This is a genomic window from Vibrio ouci (assembly GCF_004551525.1).
Classification (GTDB): Bacteria; Pseudomonadota; Gammaproteobacteria; order Enterobacterales; family Vibrionaceae; genus Vibrio; species Vibrio ouci.
In genome coordinates this window covers 61,040-78,654 of record NZ_SATR01000009.1, presented here as the reverse complement: position 1 = coordinate 78,654, position 17,615 = coordinate 61,040, and the positions used below count along the sequence as shown (strand labels likewise).

At 45.0% G+C, this 17,615-nt stretch carries 16 protein-coding genes; all 16 read left to right on the top strand.

The window, feature by feature from the left end; genetic code table 11:
* Position 1 precedes the first annotated feature (1 nt).
* Entirely contained in the window at positions 2 to 1,222 is a 1,221-nt protein-coding gene (locus ELS82_RS08130) for a type II secretion system F family protein (RefSeq protein WP_134835052.1), read from the top strand.
* Positions 1,206 to 1,685 (top strand): MSHA biogenesis protein MshF, encoded by a 480-nt coding sequence (locus tag ELS82_RS08125; protein WP_134835051.1) that lies wholly within the window; start codon positions 1,206 to 1,208, stop codon positions 1,683 to 1,685. The genes ELS82_RS08130 and ELS82_RS08125 overlap by 17 nt, the downstream gene beginning before the upstream one ends.
* 79 nt (positions 1,686 to 1,764) lie before the next feature.
* Positions 1,765 to 2,331, top strand: a complete 567-nt coding sequence (locus ELS82_RS08120; RefSeq protein ID WP_134835050.1) for a prepilin-type N-terminal cleavage/methylation domain-containing protein — start codon at positions 1,765 to 1,767, stop codon at positions 2,329 to 2,331.
* Positions 2,332 to 2,365: 34 nt separating this feature from the next.
* Positions 2,366 to 2,821, top strand: a complete 456-nt coding sequence (locus ELS82_RS08115; protein ID WP_134835049.1) for a type II secretion system protein — start codon at positions 2,366 to 2,368, stop codon at positions 2,819 to 2,821.
* A gap of 151 nt (positions 2,822 to 2,972) precedes the next feature.
* Positions 2,973 to 3,494, top strand: coding sequence for a type II secretion system protein (locus ELS82_RS08110; protein ID WP_134835048.1), 522 nt, complete (start codon positions 2,973 to 2,975; stop codon positions 3,492 to 3,494).
* Positions 3,494 to 3,871 (top strand): MSHA biogenesis protein MshD, encoded by a 378-nt coding sequence (locus tag ELS82_RS08105; protein ID WP_134835047.1) that lies wholly within the window; start codon positions 3,494 to 3,496, stop codon positions 3,869 to 3,871. The genes ELS82_RS08110 and ELS82_RS08105 overlap by 1 nt, the downstream gene beginning before the upstream one ends.
* On the top strand, positions 3,871 to 4,581 hold the full coding sequence (locus ELS82_RS08100) for a prepilin-type N-terminal cleavage/methylation domain-containing protein (RefSeq protein ID WP_134835046.1): 711 nt from the start codon (positions 3,871 to 3,873) through the stop codon (positions 4,579 to 4,581). The genes ELS82_RS08105 and ELS82_RS08100 overlap by 1 nt, the downstream gene beginning before the upstream one ends.
* The gene (locus tag ELS82_RS08095; protein WP_134835045.1) at positions 4,571 to 5,017 is read left to right on the top strand and encodes an MSHA biogenesis protein MshP; all 447 of its coding nucleotides are present in this window, start codon (positions 4,571 to 4,573) and stop codon (positions 5,015 to 5,017) included. Before ELS82_RS08100 ends, ELS82_RS08095 begins: the two co-directional genes overlap by 11 nt.
* A gap of 2 nt (positions 5,018 to 5,019) precedes the next feature.
* Complete coding sequence (locus ELS82_RS08090; RefSeq protein ID WP_134835044.1) at positions 5,020 to 8,229, top strand: DUF6701 domain-containing protein; 3,210 nt, start codon at positions 5,020 to 5,022, stop codon at positions 8,227 to 8,229.
* 152 nt (positions 8,230 to 8,381) lie between these two features.
* Positions 8,382 to 9,425, top strand: coding sequence for a rod shape-determining protein (locus ELS82_RS08085; protein ID WP_004415753.1), 1,044 nt, complete (start codon positions 8,382 to 8,384; stop codon positions 9,423 to 9,425).
* Between the two features lie 56 nt (positions 9,426 to 9,481).
* On the top strand, positions 9,482 to 10,351 hold the full coding sequence (gene mreC / locus ELS82_RS08080) for a rod shape-determining protein MreC (protein ID WP_134835043.1): 870 nt from the start codon (positions 9,482 to 9,484) through the stop codon (positions 10,349 to 10,351).
* Positions 10,352 to 10,357: 6 nt separating this feature from the next.
* Positions 10,358 to 10,846, top strand: a complete 489-nt coding sequence (gene mreD, locus ELS82_RS08075) for a rod shape-determining protein MreD (protein WP_004415751.1) — start codon at positions 10,358 to 10,360, stop codon at positions 10,844 to 10,846.
* Positions 10,847 to 10,849: 3 nt separating this feature from the next.
* Entirely contained in the window at positions 10,850 to 11,410 is a 561-nt protein-coding gene (locus tag ELS82_RS08070; protein ID WP_134835042.1) for a Maf family protein, read from the top strand.
* Positions 11,411 to 11,431: 21 nt separating this feature from the next.
* Complete coding sequence (gene rng, locus ELS82_RS08065; protein ID WP_134835041.1) at positions 11,432 to 12,901, top strand: ribonuclease G; 1,470 nt, start codon at positions 11,432 to 11,434, stop codon at positions 12,899 to 12,901.
* Positions 12,902 to 12,910: 9 nt separating this feature from the next.
* Positions 12,911 to 16,780: a YhdP family protein gene (locus tag ELS82_RS08060; protein ID WP_134835040.1), complete on the top strand. Its 3,870-nt coding sequence runs from the start codon at positions 12,911 to 12,913 to the stop codon at positions 16,778 to 16,780.
* A 12-nt stretch (positions 16,781 to 16,792) separates the two neighbouring features.
* Complete coding sequence (locus ELS82_RS08055) at positions 16,793 to 17,611, top strand: carbon-nitrogen hydrolase family protein (protein ID WP_134835039.1); 819 nt, start codon at positions 16,793 to 16,795, stop codon at positions 17,609 to 17,611.
* Positions 17,612 to 17,615 lie beyond the last annotated feature (4 nt).

Sequence of the window (17,615 nt, the reverse complement as noted above, 5' to 3'; positions counted from 1 at the left end):
TATGCCAAGTTTTCATTATCAAGGGCGAAACAGTGACGGTTCTTCCGTCTCGGGTCATATAGACGCGCCGACGCAAGACGCTGTCGTCGAGCAACTGATGAATAAAGGTATTATCCCTATCAGCATTAAAGCTGGTGGGGGAAAGAGTGCTCTTAATATAGATTTCAAAGCGCTACTGACGCCAGCAGTGCCTCTTGAAGTATTGGTGATCTTCTGTCGTCAGTTATACAGCTTAACCAAGGCTGGTGTGCCTTTACTGCGCTCAATGAAAGGGCTAAGCCAAAACAGCTCCAACAAGCAGTTACAAGATGCACTGGAAGATGTGACGCAAGAGCTGACTAACGGTAGAAGTCTATCAAGTTCAATGCAGATGTTTCCTAAAGTGTTTAGTCCGCTATTTGTGTCAATGATTCATGTCGGGGAAAACACGGGTCGACTTGATGAAGCGCTGCTGCAACTTGCCAACTACTATGAACAAGAGGTAGAGACTCGTAAGCGAATAAAGACCGCGATGCGTTATCCGACCTTTGTCATCAGCTTTATTACGGTGGCGATGTTTGTACTTAACGTAAAAGTTATTCCACAGTTTTCGAGCATGTTTGCGCGCTTTGGTGTGGATCTGCCACTACCGACTAGAATATTGATAGCGACCTCAGAATTTTTTGTAAATTATTGGATGATGATGCTGGTTGCTATGGTGGCAATGGGTTTTGCGTTTAAAGCTTGGCTCAATACCGCCAATGGACGTGAAAAGTGGGATAAGTTCCGTTTACGTATGCCGGTTGTTGGTGAGTTGATTAATCGTGCTCAATTGTCTCGTTTCTCGCGAACTTTCGCGTTGATGCTCAAGGCTGGCGTGCCATTGAACCAGTCGTTAGCTTTGTCAGCAGAGGCGCTGGGCAATAAGTTTTTGGAAAACAGATTGCTTGAAATGAAGTCCTCAATTGAGGCAGGTGGCACCATTTCATCAACCGCAATTAACAGTGGGGTTTTCACTCCTCTGGTTATTCAGATGATATCGGTGGGTGAAGAGACGGGCCGCATTGATGAGCTACTGTTAGAAGTCGCTGATTTTTATGACCGTGAAGTTGACTATGATCTAAAAACACTGACCGCGAGAATTGAGCCGATCTTATTGGTGATTGTTGCGGGCATGGTGTTGATTTTAGCACTGGGCATCTTCTTACCAATGTGGGGAATGCTCGATGCCATCAAAGGCTAGCTTGATCACCAACCTTGAGCGTTCGCGTTTGGTTATCTGGCTGCTAGTTATCATTATTTTGGTGATGAGTTTCTTACTCGTTTGGAAAGAGGTTGAGCGAGAGGCAAGTGACACCGCATTTTTAGTGGCGAGCAAACGAGTGATTGAGCAAGCAGGTTACTACAAGCAGCAGTGGTTGCTTGCTGGGCAAAAACAGACTCTAGAGTTGGATGGTAAATTGATTACTTATACAGATTCAGGTTGGGTTTTGCCGATGAATGTTCAGCAGCAAAAAGATTGTGCTTTTTTGCTGGATATTCTTTATCCGGAAAAAGAGGTGTTAGGCAGTTTTCCGGTCGCAATTGAAAGTGAGTTTATTGGCTCTTCTTATCGTTGTAATTACTTGTATAATCAAGAACAATTTATCTCTATTGGTTTGATTAATAATAAATTTTCCGCAAAGGTCGGATTTTTGGCGAATTGATTTTTTGACGTGTTGATTAGTAGCGCAAATGTATAAATTACGTATAATACGGTGTACTAAATAGTGAGTAGTGATTATTATGTTTAACAAACAATCTGGTTTTTCTTTAGTTGAGCTAGTGGTCGTTATTGTTGTCGTCGGCTTGTTAGCTGTAGCGGCATTGCCTCGCTTTTTAGATGTCACTGACGAGGCTAAAAAAGCCAGTGTTGAAGGTGTGGCTGGTGGCTATGCGACAGGTGTACTTTCTGCTCGCGCTCAATGGGAAGCAGAAGCAAGGCCATCGCTGACGATTAATACCGAAGTGCGTAATACAGTTAACTATGATGGTATTGATTTTTGGCTAACAAGCTCAGATCAAACTGGCGGTGATTTCCGTGATGGTTACCCGTACGGCCTGAATACAGACAACAGTAGTTTTCCAACTAGCCTTGATGATCAAGCTTGTATCGATTTAATGGAAAACTTACTCCAGAATCCACCTCGAGTTGGTACCGTGGCAGACGCCGCAACCGACTCGAATATTAAATACTCTGCGCAAGCTGATAACGGCGCCTCTACCTGTACTTATGTGCAGCAAGAAGGCAATAGCGACCATCAGTTTGTGTATGAAATTGAAACTGGTCGTGTGACCGTAACGTTGCAGTAGTGCTGCAAATATTATCCATAGAGAGAGTTAAACTATGAAAAGACAAGGCGGTTTCACCCTAATTGAACTAGTGGTGGTAATTGTTATTCTTGGTATTCTTGCAGTGACTGCAGCACCACGCTTTTTGAACTTGCAATCGGATGCGCGCCAAGCTTCACTGCAAGGCTTGAAGGGCGCTATTGATGGTGCAGCTGGTATCGTTTACGGTAAAGCTGCAATTGATGGCGTAGAAGCAAGTGATACAAACCCAACAGACGTAGATGGTATCGATACTGTTTTTGGTTATCCTACAGCGACAGCTACGGGTATCGGAGCTGCAGTAGTTGGTTTAGGAACTGATTGGGATGTTGTTGCTAGTACAGCGACAAGTATCACTTATAGCTTTGAAGGTACAACGGATGCAACTTGTGCCGTGCAATATACTCAGGCAACAGGAACGAATGTTGCTAGTGCTGCTGTGGCTGTTGTTGATACAGACGGCTGTAACTAGTAAATTCTTTTCTACAGGCCAGCATTCGCTGGCCTTTTCTTTGCCTGAATTAATTTCTTTTAATCCTTCTCAAATAACCGCAAAACATTCCCTTTAATTGCTGTTCTCTTTTATACTGTATAAGTAGAAAAAATAATCACTTAGGTGCCTCATGGAAGCAAAGCCTAACTCCTCATCTCAAGGTTTCACTCTTACAGAGTTAGTCGTTGTTATTCTGTTACTTGCTATCGTGTCAGTCGTCGCGGCAACGCGTTTTTCGGGACGTCAAGACTACGAGCTGTATGCGCTACAAGACCAAACCATTGCTTTGGTGCGCCAAATACAAGTTAATCGCATGCAATATAACGGGGTCAATACCAACCAAAACTTCATACTGGCCACAAGGGCGATTGGTACTACTTCAACCAACTGTTTAGGCTCTGTAGAAGGGTGCGACTTAACGCTTAACCGTGCTGAACAAAGAAGTGATGTTGTGCTGACTGACAATTACCAATTCGCCATCACTGCTAATGATAATCGAGTGAGTTTTGATTTACTTGGCAACCCGACCAGTGCGACGGTAGAAGGTGGGAATATTGATATTCGTATCTCTACACTAGATGGCTCGAACAGCTCTTGGGTCTGTATCAATAGTGAAGGCTTTGTTTTTCCGCAAAACTCGGGGTGCATATAATGAGAAAGTCAGCGTATGGGTTCACCTTATTTGAAGCTGTTATTGTGACGATTATTTTAGGTGTCGCTGTGGTTATCTTTTCTTCTTTTCTTGCACCTCAATTATCTCAATCTGGCGAGTACCATTACTTTTCCCGCAGTTCGGCTCTGGGGCAGAGTGTGATGACCGACATGCTCTCTGTTGATACCAGCGTAACCTCTCTTGCCAGTGCCGCAGAAAATATCATCGACAACCTAGACCCTAGCTATGCCAATTTTGTATTGGATATCGATATTGACCCAGTGAGTGGCGCGGCGAATTTACAGCAGATTTCTTTAACCATTACAGCAAGTAGCCAACCGCCGATTACTTTTACTGGCTTTAAGGGAGAGTACTGATGCGGAACCAAGGCTTTACCCTGATTGAAATGGTGTTGGCGCTGATTGTGTCGGCGATACTATTACTTGGGATCGCCAACTTTACTAATCTAGGTGTTACTGGCTATTTTGGCTCAGTCGAGCGTTACCGACTGCAGACGGAAGCCTCTTTTGTGCTAGAGAAGATGTCTCGTGAAGTTCGTCACGCCGTACCAAACATGTTTGAAGGCGATGGCAGTAATTGCGTGTCGTTTTATTCTATTGCGGACTCAGGCTTTTACGCAGTGTCTGGTGCAGATTTGAACTTCATCGTCAGTAATTCAGCATCGGTAAGTGGTGCCAGCGCAACGCAGCGTTTAATCATCAATCCAACCCGCTCAGCAGCGAACTTAAATGATCTCGACAATATCTATTCTGTCGAAAGTGCGGATCTGGTCGAAGACAATGTATTTAGCTTTGCCAGTGGAGCACAAGATTTGGTTGGTGGCTCAGTCAGTAATCGTCACTTTATCTTTGACGGTAATGAGCAGGTGACTTATTGCATCGCAGGAACCCGAATAACCCGTAATGGCATGACTGTTACCGACAAGTTAGCGGGAAACGGCAACCAACTCACTTATCAAGCTGCCGATGTTCAGCACAATGGAGTGGTGAATGTGACGCTTACTTTTGAGTTAAATGGCGAGTCCTCTACCTATAATCAAGATATACAGGTGATCAATGTCCCGTAAGTCAAAGCAAAGCGGCAGCATGCTGATCATTGTTATCTTCGTTATCTTGGTGATGGGCTATCTGGCGACCAGTTTGAATCTAACCAGTTGGTCAAGTCGAGACTCCACCACGCGTGGAGTTCTAGGCACACAAGCTTGGTTATTGAGTCATTCTGCTAACGAGTATGTACTGACTGAGATGTACCCAGATGAAAATACGGATAATGTTGGTTTAATTTGTACAGGCTCAAGGCTTGATGCTAGCGGTGATATTAGAGGTTTCATTGAGCAGACGTTGATTACGAGTGCGACAGCTTCGTGCGCGCTGCAAGAGCTAGAGTGTGAAGACAGAGGTGAGCTTGATGACCGAACATTTTATATTTTGCAATCAACAGTTAGTTGCGGAACAGGCATCCATGAAGTGCAACGTAGTCAGCAAGTGTGGCTGAGGGACTAAGAATGAAGTTAGTTCGTTTGTTTTCATTGCTGTTAGTATCACTACTGTTTTCATCTATGGCTGTAGCCGCTTGCCACTACAAAGGTAAGGATGACTTCACGGTTTCATTTACCGTTACTGCCACGGATGAGTATCAGTCTTTTTTTCTTCAGCAAGGTGGGCATGGATATACTCTGTGGAATACTAAAGTTAGGGCAGAGTCATCAGTGTTTACTGATGAGACTTTAGTTACAGGCGATACTTATCAAATTCGCATAGTTAGCGATTATCGTAAAACAAACAAATCAAGTCAGTTGAGCTATTACCGTGATTCAGGTAATGGTTGGACTCTTATTGAACAGAAAATTCAATCTCTTGAAAATGGAGAGCATAATCCAGATGTTTCGGGGGGAATTAATAACATTGAGTGTAGTGAGTCAGTTGACCCTCCACCTTTTGAAATTAATGTATGTGATTATGTACCTAATGGGCTTCAAACTAACGTATACACAACAACTCCAGCGCCTTTCGGGGCAATGCAAGTAGGAGGGGTTGATAATCGTATCTATCCAGTGAATAACGATCCTAAGTATTCGTTCCTCACTATAATTCAGCCTGCAAACTTATGTGAGTACCCGAACGGTTCTATCGGAGTATGTAGCTTTGATGCTAGCAAAGTCCATGGGTCGTTGCCTATGCCTAGTCCAGACTTTAACGGGGGATCTAGAGATTATAACTGTGCCGATGACCAAACTTGTCAGTTGAACAGTGGCTATTATGATGAGGTCACAATAGACCAGAATGCTAAGCTGCAATTAACAGGTGGGCATTATTGGATAGAAGAACTCGAGTTTGGTGAACAGAACGCACAACTGGAGGTGCTAGCTCCAAGTATTATTCATTATAAAGAGATTGAGTTTGACGCTAAGAACGTAAAGATAAATCAGCTAGGAAGTAGCCACGAGCTGTTATTTGTAGGTCATGGAAGTGATTCGGGAATTGTCATCCCGAGCTTTGATGGTGACGATGGAAACTATGTCATCAATGCATTTTTCTATATAGACCCAGGGGCTGATAACAACAGCAATGGGTTCATTATTAATGGTAGTAACAACCAAATTCGTGGTGGTATTACGGCCCACAGTATTGCTATTAGTGGTAGCAAAAATAAGATCTACCCTCTGAGTTGTGAGTCTCAACCGACACCGTCTCTCTCTTCTATAGAGATCAAACCATTCAACTACCACCTAACCTGTGAATCTGATCCTGAGAATATTGTTGAAGTACATATGTTTGACAGGGATGGTAACTTGGTTACTGGGTATCAGCCAACTCTAGTACAAGAAAATGGTTCTAACTTAACCATTAATTTTATTTCTGAAGCGAACGGTATTGCTAAATACAGAGTCGTTACCAATCCAACATCTTCGATTGGTAATTACGATCTTAAAGCGAGTCTCACCGCGAATGGGCAGAGTTTTGAAGATACCGAGCAGATCAAATATGTACCATACAAGTTTGAAGTGGATGACCAATACCTAATCGCGGGACAAAATAATCAAATTACGATTGGCGTAAAAGCTTGCAGTGATAATGGACAGCTAATTAACCTCGGTTACACGGGGAGCCCGACAGCAAGCTTTAATTATAACCGACCAAGTATTTCTCCTACAGCCGATGATTTAGAGTTTAGTGCTGTGCTGAATGATAATAATCGACAAGCCGATTTAACATTCAAAGAATCAGGTCATATAACGGTTCAGATTGAAGATTCAAATTTTGTCTGTGATGAGGAACGTTGTCCTTCAGAAGGCGGAAGCTTAAAAGGTGAATTTGACGTCTATTCAAGGCCTTGGAAAATCGCTATCTGTAATGTTAATGAGACGAGCAATAGCGCCAATGGGAACCCAGCTACAACGACAGGGACTCCTGGATTCATGGCTTCAGGTGATGAGTTTAGCGCGAGCTACATCCCTATCATACATCCTGATTCCAGAGGCAATATGAATGAAGAGTGTAGCTATCCTCAAACAGGTAACTATGGTCTAGACAATGGGCCTCTTGAATTAACATACAGCCTTGTTTATCCAACGAGCCCACCACAGCAAGGAGTAATAACACCTACATCTATTCCATCATTTGACAGTGGTAACCTCACACAAACGCTGTCACATACGTGGAATGAAGTAGGGACGATTCGATTCCAAACTGGTGCGACTTACTTAACGATGGAACTGGACTCTGACATCGAAGATATCGGTCGCTTTTATCCTAAATTCTTTAGAGTGATAAACACTCCAGTTTGGGACTATCCGAGTTCTCAATCATTTGCCTATATGAATCAACCCTTTGATGGGGTCTCATTTGATGTTGAAGCGTTAAATGCAAATGGGAGTACAGTACAAAATTATGCGAGTTTTGTGTCGTCCTTAACGGCAAGTTTTGCCCTTTTTGAGCCAGACTTTACTGAGCGGTTCAATTCCCCAGTGCCAAATAAACAGTGGAGCTTGTCATCTGGCCGCAGTATCGGCACCTTCGAAATTGCTGAATCTTCGCCAACGACCAATTGTGCTAGTGAGCTTTGTTGGGAGAAGGCTGCGACAGCTATTGGTTATGAAGACGGTCCATTTAATGGTATTGGAGATGGAGTAAGCAATATCTCGATCACTGATGAAGGGCTACCTAATGTGGACCCTGTGGCTTATCAGTCATCTGAAGAAAATGGAAGCGATCCTCGATTACTAACAACCCAACCCGACCTGCGCTTTGGCCGTGTTGCTCTTGATAGCTTGGGCAGCACCGTAAATACAACGCTTAACATCCCGCTTAGGGTTGAGTTCTGGAACGGTGGGCGCTTTGTAGTCAATAGTGATGACGATGCGGTGTCTACTATTCTTGGTGAAAGCACATCGACCAACAATAACAATATCTGGGTTGAAGAAGGTCAAACCGCGGAAACTTTGAGCTTCGCCAATGGTGGGCTAGTTAATGATGGTGAGTCCGATTCGATTACTGTGACTCATTCCTCTCAGGTTCGTCAGCAGACTCAGATATGGCTGGAGCTTGATAATACCGATAACGACATGCCATGGCTTCGTTACAATTGGGATGATGATCTAGCCAGTGATGATGCGAATGGTGAACAAGATCCATCCAGTGTTGTGACATTTGGTATATACCGAGGTAACGATCGAGTGATCTTCCGCGGTGAACCAGGCTTGATCGGCCAATAATAATTGTAAATTCTTTGGCTTAAGTAAGGAATCTGTTAGAAATTGCGGGTTTCAGCCCATGTTTACACTTCAATGCCTTGCTGTGACGGCAAGGCATTGGTACATTTAGTGCAATTTTCTATCTTCTAACTCTTTCAGGACGAGCGAAGAATATGTTCAAAAAACTTCGTGGCATATTTTCAAATGACCTATCTATCGATTTAGGTACTGCCAACACTCTTATTTACGTTAAAGGACAGGGTATCGTCCTAGACGAGCCTTCTGTAGTCGCTATTCGCCAAGACCGTAACCGTGCGGGCAAAAGCGTTGCAGCGGTTGGTCACGCAGCAAAACAAATGCTGGGTCGTACGCCAGGGAATATCTCGGCGATCCGTCCTATGAAAGATGGCGTTATTGCTGACTTTTACGTAACCGAAAAAATGCTACAGCACTTCATTAAGCAAGTGCATGACAACAGCGTATTAAAACCAAGCCCACGTGTTCTAGTTTGTGTACCTTGTGGTTCAACACAAGTAGAGCGTCGTGCAATCCGTGAATCAGCACTAGGTGCTGGCGCGCGTGAGGTTTACCTAATTGATGAACCAATGGCTGCAGCAATCGGTGCCGGCCTGCGTGTATCTGAACCAACAGGTTCAATGGTGGTCGATATCGGCGGCGGTACAACAGAAGTCGCGGTAATCTCACTTAACGGTGTGGTTTACTCTTCATCTGTACGTATTGGTGGTGACCGTTTCGATGAAGCGATCATCAACTATGTACGTCGTAACTACGGCAGCTTGATCGGTGAAGCAACGGCTGAAAAGATCAAACATGAGATTGGTTCTGCATATCCAGGTGATGATGTAGAAGAGATCGAAGTTCGCGGTCGTAACCTAGCTGAAGGTGTGCCTCGCAGCTTCTGCCTAAACTCAAATGAAATTCTTGAAGCGCTACAAGAACCGCTAACAGGTATTGTATCGGCTGTGATGGTTGCACTTGAGCAATGTCCACCAGAGCTAGCTTCAGACATCTCTGAAAACGGTATGGTTCTAACAGGTGGTGGTGCACTACTAAAAGACCTTGATCGCCTTCTAACTGAAGAAACAGGCATTCCAGTTGTTATCGCTGAAGATCCACTAACGTGTGTGGCTCGTGGTGGCGGTAAAGCTCTAGAAATGATCGATATGCACGGCGGCGATCTATTCAGCGAAGAATAATCGATGTGGCCTCAGTGTGATGCTGAGGCGGGCAAGATACAAGGATCTCACTATTCATGAAGCCTATTTTTGGCCAGGGACCTTCACTTCAGCTACGTCTGTTTTTTGCCGTCATTCTATCAGCCAGCCTTATGCTGGCTGATAGTCGTTTAGGCGCATTTACCCAAGTGCGTTATTTACTCAACAGCATGGTCGCTCCTATCCAATATTTAGCGGACGTGCCTCGAGTAATGTTTGATGGTGCTTATGAGCGCTTCAATATCCGTCGGGATTATATGGAAAGCACTCATAATCTGAAACGTGAAGTGCTGCGTCTCAAAAATGACCTATTACTCCTCGATCAATATCGAGAAGAAAATCAGCGCTTAAGAAAGTTACTTGGCTCATCGTTCATCCGTGATGAGCGTAAAGTCGTGACCGAAGTGATGGCGGTCGACACTTCTCCATATCGTCACCAAGTGGTGATTGATAAGGGACAAATCGATGGCGTCTATGTCGGGCAGCCGGTTGCCAACGAGAAAGGTATTGTTGGTCAAGTAACGTTTGTTTCTGCGCACAATAGTCGCGTTTTGCTGTTAACTGACAGCCTAAGCGCCATCCCAGTTCAAGTGATCCGTAACGATATTCGTATTATTGCTTCTGGCACAGATAAGTCTGATCGTATCAACCTTGACCATATTCCAATCAGTTTAGATATTGAGGAAGGGGACTTGCTGGTGACATCAGGTCTAGGTGGCGTTTACCCAGAAGGTTTCCCAGTGGCTCATGTGGCTGAAGTCGAACGTAATACAAGCCGCGAGTTTGCCTTAATTGAAGCAGAGCCTGTCGTCGACTTTGAGCGTCTACGTTACCTGCTACTAATTTGGCCGAACGACTCGCGTCAGGATAAGGTTCAACAGTCCTTATCTGGAACTCTTGAGGAATAAGCAAACATGGCGAATAGTGTACTAAAAGGCAAATTTGTCATTGCATGCTCGTTCTTGGTGGCGTTAACCCTACAGACGATCCCTTGGCCTGGTGTGCTCGACATGTTACGACCATCTTGGCTATTGCTGGTAACCTGTTACTGGGTACTGGCACTGCCTCATCGCGTGAATGTAGGTACCGCACTGATTGTTGGCCTGTTATGGGACTTACTATTAGGCTCAACCCTTGGTATCCGAGGGATGATGATGTCGATTGTGGTTTACCTTGTGGCGCTTAACTTTTTGGTTATTCGCAACATGGCACTGTGGCAACAGGCTATCCTAATAGGAATCATGTCGGTGGTTTTAGATGTGCTCATTTTCTGTGGTGAGTACCTGATTCAAGATGTGATGTTCAATCCTGTTACGATGTGGAGTGGATTGATCAACTGCATATTGTGGCCTTGGATGTTCTTATTAATGCGTCGAGTAAGACGCCATTGGCATGTACGATAAATAATGACTAAACCACTGATTTTGGCTTCAGGCTCGCCAAGAAGAAAAGAGCTACTTACTCAATTGGGCTTTCAATTTTCTGTTTTGAAGACGGATGTTGAAGAGAGCCAACAACAAGGCGAAACGCCATTTGAGTATGTGTCGCGCTTGTCGCTAGATAAAGCGATGGCCGCTGTTGAGCTACAACCAGAATCAGTGGTGTTAGGCTCCGATACGATTGTCGTATGCGACGATAAAGTATTAGAGAAACCTGACGACTTAGCGCATGCTAAACAAATGCTACTGATGCTTTCAGGCCGAGAGCATCAAGTGATGACCGCCGTAACGGTGGCAACTAACGAGATTCAAGAGACTGTCGTGGTATCGACAGACGTATGGTTTAAGACCCTGTCAGAGCAAGAAATAGAACGATATTGGCAAACGGGCGAACCATGCGATAAAGCTGGCAGTTATGGAATTCAGGGTATCGGTGGGCGTTTTGTCACCCGTATTGAAGGCAGCTACTACGCTGTCGTTGGCCTACCATTATTTGAAACTGACCAGCTCTTGCACAAATTTTTATAATTTTATTTTTGAGGTGCGCTCATGAGTGCAGAGTTGCTGATCAACGTGACCCCGAGTGAAACTCGTGTGGCCATGATTGAAGGGGGAACCCTACAAGAAATCCATGTCGAACGTGAAGCTAAACGCGGGATTGTTGGTAATATTTACAAAGGTAAAGTCAGTCGAGTACTGCCCGGCATGCAAGCTGCCTTTGTTGATATTGGTTTAGAAAAAGCCGCGTTCCTGCATGCGTCTGATATTGTCCCGCATACTGAATGTGTTGCTGACAATGAAAAGCAGCAGTTCCAAGTTCGTGATATCTCTGAGCTTGTTCGCCAAGGACAAGACATTGTTGTGCAGGTGGTGAAAGATCCACTAGGTACCAAAGGCGCACGTCTAACTACCGATATTACCCTTCCTTCTCGTTACTTAGTCTTTATGCCGGGAGCAAGCCACGTTGGCGTCTCTCAGCGTATCGAAAGTGAACAAGAGCGTAATCGCCTTAAGAAGGTAGTGGGTCATTACTGCGATGAAAATGGTGGCTTTATCATTCGTACTGCTGCTGAAGGTGCGGATGAGAAAGAGCTGTCGCAAGATGCCGCTTTCCTTAAGCGCCTTTGGTCTAAGGTTATTGAGCGCCGCAGTAAGTACAAAACTCGTGCTACCCTGTATGGTGAATTAGGCCTATCGCAGCGAATCTTACGTGATTTCGTCGGTACAGAGCTAAACAAAATTCTTGTCGACTCGCGTATCGAGTTTGAAAACCTCAAAGAGTTTACTTCTGAGTATGTCCCTGAACTGACAGAAAAGCTTGAGCTTTATGAAGGTGAAAAGCCTATCTTCGATATGTACGACACCGAGAATGAGATTCAACGTTCATTAGAGCGCAAAGTTGAGCTTAAATCGGGTGGCTACCTGATTATCGACCAAACAGAAGCGATGACGACCGTCGATATCAATACCGGTGCTTTCGTTGGGCGACGTAATCTTGAAGAGACGATTTTCAACACTAACATTGAAGCGACTCAGGCCATTGCGCGCCAACTACGTCTGCGCAATTTAGGTGGCATCATCATTATCGACTTTATTGATATGATCGCTGACGAGCATCGTAGCCGCGTGCTTACCTCACTGGAAAATGCATTAGACAAAGATCGCGTTAAAACCAATATCAATGGCTTCACTCAGCTTGGTTTGGTTGAGATGACCCGTAAGCGTACCCGTGAAAGTATCGAACACATCTTGTGTTCAACTTGTCCAACATGTGAAGGGCGTGGCAGCGTTAAGACCGTTGAGTCTGTGTGCTACGAAATCTTACGTGAAGTGACACGTGTCAATCGAGCTTATGATGCAGATAAATTTGTTGTTTACGCATCACCTGCGGTTGCCGATACCCTGCAAGGCGATGAGTCTCATGCACTTGCAGAGCTAGAGGTCTTTATTGGTAAGCAAGTGAAGATTCAAGCTGAACCTCTCTATATTCAAGAGCAGTTTGACGTTGTAATGATGTAAAGGCTGTATGTGACTACGACTGCAACTCGTCTGATGCGACTTTTTCTTTGGCTGACCGTTACTGTTTTGGTTGTTTTGGCAATCGCAGTAACGGCTCTGCGTATCGCACTACCTCAGCTCAACCATTTTAAACCTCAAATACAGACTTGGGTTAACCAAGGCTCAGGTTTGAATTTTGAGATTTCTGGTCTGCATGGTTTTTGGCGCAACACTCACCCATCCATTTCACTGCAAGGGGTTAAAGCACAAACGCCTGAGAGCAGTGGTATTCACTTTTCTGCTCAAACAGTTGAAGTTGAAATTGATCTGTTTCAAACGATCATGCAGCTTCAACCTGTCGTTGCGGATTTGAATATCTATCAGCTCAATTTAGATATCACTTCCGTGCACTGGGCAACGGATGATGAGAAATCAGAGTTAAAACCGCAAGGTGAGCAGAGGGGAGTGATACAGCAGTTAGACCAGTTGTTTCTTCGCCAGTTAGACAGTTTTACCTTAGCGAATTCGCAAATTCATTTCTTAGGCATTGATGGGACTGACCGTGAGCTGAACATTGCCAAACTGAGATGGCAAAATAATGGTCGTCATCACCTTACAGACGGTGAAATCAGCTTAGTTAATACTCAACTTAACTCAGCGCAGGTAAAAGCAAACTTTGTCGATTACGGTTCGTTAGCGGACGTGAGCGGTGAGTTTTATGTTTCTGCGCAAAATGTACTAGTGACCCCATGGTTGAGTAAATACCTCAAAACAGAAACAGGTATTGAGAAAGGGCAGATCAGCTTTAATAGTTGGCTAACGCTTGAAAACAGTCAGCCAGTAAGTGCTTACTTAGAGTTGGAGTCTTCTGAGCTGATTTGGCAAGAAGGTGGACGCCATGAACTGTCGATTGAGTCAGGTGTTCTAGAGCTTGAGCCGAAAGATAATGGTTGGCAAGTAAATGCTCACTCACTTGAATTGAGAACCGATGAGAAAGAGTGGCCTGAACTAGATATGGCCTTTGATTGGCAGCCTGAACAATGGCGCCTCAATGTGTCTCAACTCGACATTGCAACGATCACTCCCTTGGTCAAACTGGCACCAAATTCTCAAGCGACGTCAAAATTGATCGAGACATTTTCACTCGGTGGCCTCGTTGAAGATATTCGCGTTTCCATGAGCGATGGTCTTGATAGCTTGAAGTACTCGGCTGATCTCACTGGTGGTACCATGTCTCAGTGGGAGCTACTGCCAGGTGTGCATCATCTATCGGCTAAGGTTGCAGGTAACTTGCAGCAAGCTAAAGCCAGTGTTTCTCTGATTGATGACGTTCTTCCTTATGGTGAAGTGTTTCAAGCTCCGTTAAATATCAAACAAGGCCAGGTGGACATTGTTTGGCAAAATGGCGAGCAAGGCTGGAGCCTGTGGGCGGATAAAGTCACTGCCGCAACCCCTGATCTGCAAGTGCTTGGTGCCTTCCGTCTCGATTTTCCTAAACAGCGCAGCCCGTTCTTATCTTTTTATGCTGAAGCTGACCTCTATAACGCTGGTGAAACTTGGCGTTACTTGCCAACGCTAGCACTTGGTCGAGACCTAACGGACTATTTGAGTACCGCAATTCAAGGTGGACGAGTAAATACTGCTAAGTTGCTTTGGTATGGCGAGTTAGGTGATTTTCCTTATCAGAAACACAATGGCATGTTTCAGGCTTGGGTAGGTTTAAAGCAGGCTAAATTTAGTTTTGATACCGCTTGGCCAGCGATTACCGACTTACAACTGGACCTCTTGTTCCAAAATGATGCGATGTACCTTGATTCGCACAGCGCAACATTAATGGATGTGAAAGCTCAGCGTATTACTGGCCGTATCCCAGTACTTGGGCCTGATGGGCACATTGAGATTGAAGCGCAGGCCAGTGCGCAAGGCAATGCAGTTCGCGATTACATGACAGCCTCTCCGTTGGTGGACTCTGTTGGTGCCGCGCTAACGGCCGTGCAAGTTGATGGGCCAGTGAAATCGAAGTTCCAGCTTAATATCCCGTTTGATATGGATAAAGAAGCGCGCGCTTGGGGTTACGCTGACCTAAGTAAAAACCATGTAACGATAGATGCACCGCCGATGACACTCGAAACCGTGTCTGGTCGGGTAGAGTTTGATAACGATGTGGTCAGTGCTGCTGGATTATCGGCTGAGTTACTGACTCAGCCTGTCTCTATTGATTTTAGCGGTGAGAACATTGGTCAAGGCTACGGTGTGGCGATCAATGTGGTTGGGGATTGGGATGTTAAACCGCTGGCTCCTTATCTTGGCAATCAATGGGTAGCGCCTGTTGGCGGGCATGCACCTTGGCAGATGGATATTGACCTGCAACTGAATGACGTTGGCTTTACTTACCAAATTGATACTGTTGCTGACCTTAAGTTAGTAAGCAGTAACTATCCGGCGCCGTTAGGTAAAAAGAGCGGTGAAAAAGGCAAAGCCCGCCTGCAAGCTTCAGGCAACCAAGAGAGTATTACCGCAAGACTGCAACTGCCTGATGCTAAGTATCAAACCGAAATCGACATTCGTCCGGATGTGCCTGTGCTAAAAGCGACCAATTTAGTACTGGGTAAAGGCAGCTTTAAAATCAGTCCAATTACTGGCCATCAAGCTCAAGTTCGCACAGACAAATTCAACCTAGATGATTGGATTGAACTTGTTAGCCAAGAGCAACAAAGCTCATCCGCGGTATTAGCACAAATGAATACGCCACAGATACCGCTACCATCGAGAATTGATCTTGATGTAAAAGAGCTGACGCTGGCAAATATTGAATGGAATGATGTCGACTTCAGTGCCAAGCGTAAAGGTTTGGGCTGGTATATGAACCTTGATAGCCAAGAAGCGAAAGGGGAAGCGAGTTACATTGAACCGTATGATTTATCGGTTTCTCTCGAACGCCTCCATATCTATGTCCCAGTGTTGGACGAAGAGCTAAAAGATAAAACCATGTTCGATGTGACCAATGATGAACAACCACTGGTGAGCGCATTTGATCGAACTTTCCATCAGCAGATCCCGAATATCACGCTAAATATTGATGATTTCTGGCTACAGGGATATAAGGTCGGCAAAACGCACCTAGACCTTCAGCGCCAAGGTGAAAAAATTGAGTGGAAGAAGCTCTCGTTTGAAAGCGGTAGTAATAAGGTCAATATGGATGGCTGGTGGCAACTGAACGATAAGCAAAGCCACACGAAGTTCAATATTGCTATGTCGGGCGAGAACAACAGTGATGTGATGGAACGCTTTGGTATCTCTTCAGGTATCCAGCGTGCGCCTTTTGACATCAGTGCCAATATTGAGTGGGATGGTTCGCCATGGTCAGGCCGTGTGTCGAGCTTGCAAGGTGATGTTAAGACCAAGCTAGGCAAAGGTGTTATTTCTGATGTTAGCGGCGCGGCGAGATTACTCGGTATTTTCAGTCTCGACTCGATTATTCGTAAAATGCAGCTCGATTTTACTGATGTGTTTGATAAAGGTATGGCGTTTAACTCCATTACCGGCAGTGGTTCAATCCGCAATGGTATTTTCCTCACCAATGACATCAAAATGGATGCGGTTGCCGGTGAGATGAACATTAAAGGGTTAGCTAACCTGAACACCCGAACCGTAGATGCAGAGGTGAACTTTACCCCTGATATAACTTCAGGGATACCAGTGTTGACTGCGTTTGCCGTGACGCCACAAACCGCGTTATACGTACTGGCTATTACGACGGTGATTTCACCTGTGGTGGAAGTCTTTACTCAAGTTAACTATGAAGTGAAGGGCCCATTGGATGCGCCTATAGTTAAAGAGTTATCCCGTAGCCAAGGTGAATTTAAGTTGCCACAAAAACTGCGAGAAGCGGTGAAATAAGGAGATTTGCTCATGGAACGAGTAGGGTTAATTCAGATGACGTCTGGGCCAAATCCGCAGCACAACTTGGCGTATATCCGTGAACAGGTGATTGCCTTAGCAAAAGAGGGCGCGACCTTTATAGTCACCCCGGAAAACAGCCTTGTTTTCGGTAGTCGTAAAGACTATCACCAACATGCAGAGCCTTTGGTAAATAGCCCATTACAGAACGAGTTAGCCGATCTTGCTCGCGATAATTCTGTGTGGCTACTGATTGGTAGTATGCCCATCCAGCAGCAAAAGGGTGTTACCACCACGTCACTGCTTTTTTCTCCGCAAGGAGAGTTAGTCGCGCATTATGACAAATTGCATATGTTTGACGTCGATGTGGCCGATGGACATAAACGCTACCGAGAGTCTGAAACTTTTACTCCGGGCTCTCAAATTGTTACTTATCCAGCTCCATTCGCGCATCTTGGCTTGAGTATCTGCTATGATATCCGCTTTCCTGCACTTTATAGTGAACTCACCCGGTTAGGTGCGAACTTGATTCTTGTCCCAGCTGCTTTTACAGCGGTGACAGGGCAAGCACACTGGGAGCCGTTACTGCGCGCGCGTGCGATTGAAACACAGTCATGGCTTATCGCGGTGAATCAAGCAGGAGTCCATCCGTGTGGACGAGAAACTTGGGGACACTCAATGGTGATTTCTCCATGGGGAGAGATTATCGGAGCATTATCTGATCAGCCAAGTAATTTATTAGTCGAAATTGACCTAACCCAAGTCGATGAGTTGAGAGCCGCGATGCCAGTAGGGCAGCACACTCGATTCAGCAATCAGTTACAAAATTAAGAGC

Excerpts from the sequence above, each read along its gene's own strand:
- ELS82_RS08130 (WP_134835052.1), top strand. The coding sequence starts at position 2 with ATGCCAAGTTTTCATTATCAAGGGCGAAACAGTGACGGTTCTTCCGTC.
- ELS82_RS08125 (WP_134835051.1), top strand. The coding sequence starts at position 1,206 with ATGCCATCAAAGGCTAGCTTGATCACCAACCTTGAGCGTTCGCGTTTG.
- ELS82_RS08100 (WP_134835046.1), top strand. The coding sequence starts at position 3,871 with ATGCGGAACCAAGGCTTTACCCTGATTGAAATGGTGTTGGCGCTGATT.
- ELS82_RS08120 (WP_134835050.1), top strand. The coding sequence starts at position 1,765 with ATGTTTAACAAACAATCTGGTTTTTCTTTAGTTGAGCTAGTGGTCGTT.
- ELS82_RS08105 (WP_134835047.1), top strand. The coding sequence starts at position 3,494 with ATGAGAAAGTCAGCGTATGGGTTCACCTTATTTGAAGCTGTTATTGTG.
- ELS82_RS08070 (WP_134835042.1), top strand. The coding sequence starts at position 10,850 with ATGACTAAACCACTGATTTTGGCTTCAGGCTCGCCAAGAAGAAAAGAG.
- rng (WP_134835041.1), top strand. The coding sequence starts at position 11,432 with ATGAGTGCAGAGTTGCTGATCAACGTGACCCCGAGTGAAACTCGTGTG.
- mreD (WP_004415751.1), top strand. The coding sequence starts at position 10,358 with ATGGCGAATAGTGTACTAAAAGGCAAATTTGTCATTGCATGCTCGTTC.
- ELS82_RS08085 (WP_004415753.1), top strand. The coding sequence starts at position 8,382 with ATGTTCAAAAAACTTCGTGGCATATTTTCAAATGACCTATCTATCGAT.
- mreC (WP_134835043.1), top strand. The coding sequence starts at position 9,482 with ATGAAGCCTATTTTTGGCCAGGGACCTTCACTTCAGCTACGTCTGTTT.
- ELS82_RS08055 (WP_134835039.1), top strand. The coding sequence starts at position 16,793 with ATGGAACGAGTAGGGTTAATTCAGATGACGTCTGGGCCAAATCCGCAG.
- ELS82_RS08090 (WP_134835044.1), top strand. The coding sequence starts at position 5,020 with ATGAAGTTAGTTCGTTTGTTTTCATTGCTGTTAGTATCACTACTGTTT.
- ELS82_RS08110 (WP_134835048.1), top strand. The coding sequence starts at position 2,973 with ATGGAAGCAAAGCCTAACTCCTCATCTCAAGGTTTCACTCTTACAGAG.
- ELS82_RS08095 (WP_134835045.1), top strand. The coding sequence starts at position 4,571 with ATGTCCCGTAAGTCAAAGCAAAGCGGCAGCATGCTGATCATTGTTATC.
- ELS82_RS08115 (WP_134835049.1), top strand. The coding sequence starts at position 2,366 with ATGAAAAGACAAGGCGGTTTCACCCTAATTGAACTAGTGGTGGTAATT.